General features: G+C 43.0%; 3 protein-coding genes. 2 read left to right on the forward strand and 1 reads right to left on the reverse strand.

What is annotated here, in order from left to right; genetic code table 11:
* On the forward strand, nt 1-821 hold an 821-nt coding region (locus ANA7108_RS26870), incomplete at its 5' end, for a hypothetical protein (protein ID WP_042490259.1).
* Between the two features lie 216 nt (nt 822-1037).
* On the forward strand, nt 1038-1307 hold the full coding sequence (locus ANA7108_RS0105695; RefSeq protein ID WP_016949807.1) for a hypothetical protein: 270 nt from the start codon (nt 1038-1040) through the stop codon (nt 1305-1307).
* Nucleotides 1308-1484: 177 nt separating this feature from the next.
* Here the strand turns inward: ANA7108_RS0105695 and ANA7108_RS30100 are convergent.
* Nucleotides 1485-2230, reverse strand: a 746-nt coding sequence (locus ANA7108_RS30100; RefSeq protein WP_042490262.1) for a hypothetical protein, incomplete at its 5' end; no start/stop codon positions are given.

The raw sequence follows: 2230 nt of genomic DNA on the forward strand, positions 1-2230 counted from the left end.
TAGATAACGAAATTGCTGATTTAGAAACTCGACGAATTGATCCAGCGGGTTATGAAAAATCACTGCAACAAAAAATTGCTGGTCAGGCACAAACAATAGCTGATGCTGAGGCTTTAATTAACCAATACCCAAAAACGCCTTCTGGCAATCCTAGTACCAAAGGTTTAACCCCTCAACAGAAGCAGGAAATCAAGGACGCTCAAAAGCAAATCAGAGATACAGCATACATTCAGAAACAAACCCAGTCGCAGTTAGATGAACATCAGCTTTTCATGGATGCCACCACCAAGCTGAGTCAGATGCAGGTTGATTATATTGACACCCAAGCTAAGAAAAAAGCCATTCATTTGGGTAAACCTGCTACCTGGGGAGGCATGACCAAGGATGAGGTTGTAGCGGAGAAAGATAGACTTATAAATCAGGAGCGTGACTTAAAACTGGAAATCAGAAAATCTCGTAAAACCCTCAAGTCAAAAGGCTCAATTGATGAGCAGATAAAATCTAAAACCGAACAACGAGACTCAGCCGAAAAAGTCTCTCAACTTACCGAAGCCGAAGCTCTCAACGCCTTTGAAAACTCTAACGGCTTCCTCAGTTTCAATAAAGGTAAAAAAGAATCAGAGGAATACACCAAATCCCGCCCCAGAATGAACTCAGAAATCAACAAGATGAACGCCCGGCAAGCCATTGAAATTTTAGAAGCCGAACACCCAGACCCCATCGCTGCACTGCAAGAGATGGCAAGTAGACAATATAAACGCAACCTACTGATGAGCTTGGAAGGTATGATGAATAAGGTGGCAGGGACACTCGATATTTAACCGACTAACTTGAATCAACAAATTTTAAAACTTCCGACAACAATACAACTGTTCTACTGTTAGTATCTACTCTTAAAAGTTTGTCAAATTCAGATAGAATTACTTGACAAATACAGTAGAACTCTGCTACTGTTGAATTTAGTCGGAGTTGATAAATCGTTTCAAGTCAAAAGCAACTCAACACAAAATTTTTAGAATTAATCAGGAGCAAGTCAGATGGACGGATTTTGGTGGGAAGAAGACGGCGAAAAATTTAAAGTTATCCCTAGTTTGATTGAAAATGCCAAGTTTGCGACTAACGAAAAAACAGGGGAGAAATGGGGTGTAATATTTGATTATCCTCCTCTAGAAGCATTATTAGGATATACGCATCTTTGTATAGGAGACGCAGATATTGAAGACCTAGAACCAGAAGAGCAAGAAGCCCTATTTCAAGGCTGCGGTTTAGACGGTTCCGTATTAGGTTTCAACCTCACCTACAGCTAGGTTTACAAATCATTTTTTTCATCAATATGTAGGGGTTTAGCAATGCTAAACCCTTTTTTAATTAACCATAAAAATAACACTGTAGGTTGGGTTGACGCAGGAAACCCAACACATACTGTAAATCCTTAAATCCTGGACATCCTGATATGGCTTACGCCACGCTACGCTATCAGACAACTAACAAGGCTGCTTCTTCGCCTGCTCCTTCACCCCATCAATCCCACCAGGCACATTAATCTTATAACCACCAGGATTTTCCCTAGAAATCCCCTGCATCTTCTTCAAATACTCATCCATCGCCGGATCACTCAAAAACTCATCCTTTAACCCTTGGGACTCATCCAAAGCCCCTTTCATCCGTTCCCAAATAGCATCCCGCTTCTTATAAAACTGGTCATACTCAGCCGAAGTCATAGACCCCTTACCATTCACCTGGTCTACCAACTTATTCAAATCCTCCACCGACTTCCTGTAACCAACCACCGCATCATAAGCCGACTGATCACGTTCATACTGCTTCTTCTCATCAGCAGAAAGCGCAACCACATCAACCCCATCCAATCGCTGCTTCACCTCATCCAACCGCGCCGAATCATCAGTAACAGCAGTAGACTTAACCTCAACCTTCCTCAGTTCATGATTTAAAACAGGTTCAGAATCAGGTATAGCCACAGCAGGTTCATCATCAGGAATTAGCTTCCGTACCCGCTCCAACCGTGCATCAACCTGAGCCTTCCTACCCACACCCCCATCAACACCTAGAGAATCAATTAAATTCAGCGCCTCTGGGTCATCTTTATATTTACGTCGTAGCCGCTGCACCGTCGCGTTGTAAGCATCAGCCCCAGACAACTGCAACAACTTCAACTTCTCAACATCATCAACAACCGCCCGCGCCCTCTCAGGCTTCATTGCTGCCACCC

Origin of the sequence: Anabaena sp. PCC 7108 (assembly GCF_000332135.1) — a bacterium.
Lineage (GTDB): Bacteria > Cyanobacteriota > Cyanobacteriia > Cyanobacteriales > Nostocaceae > Anabaena.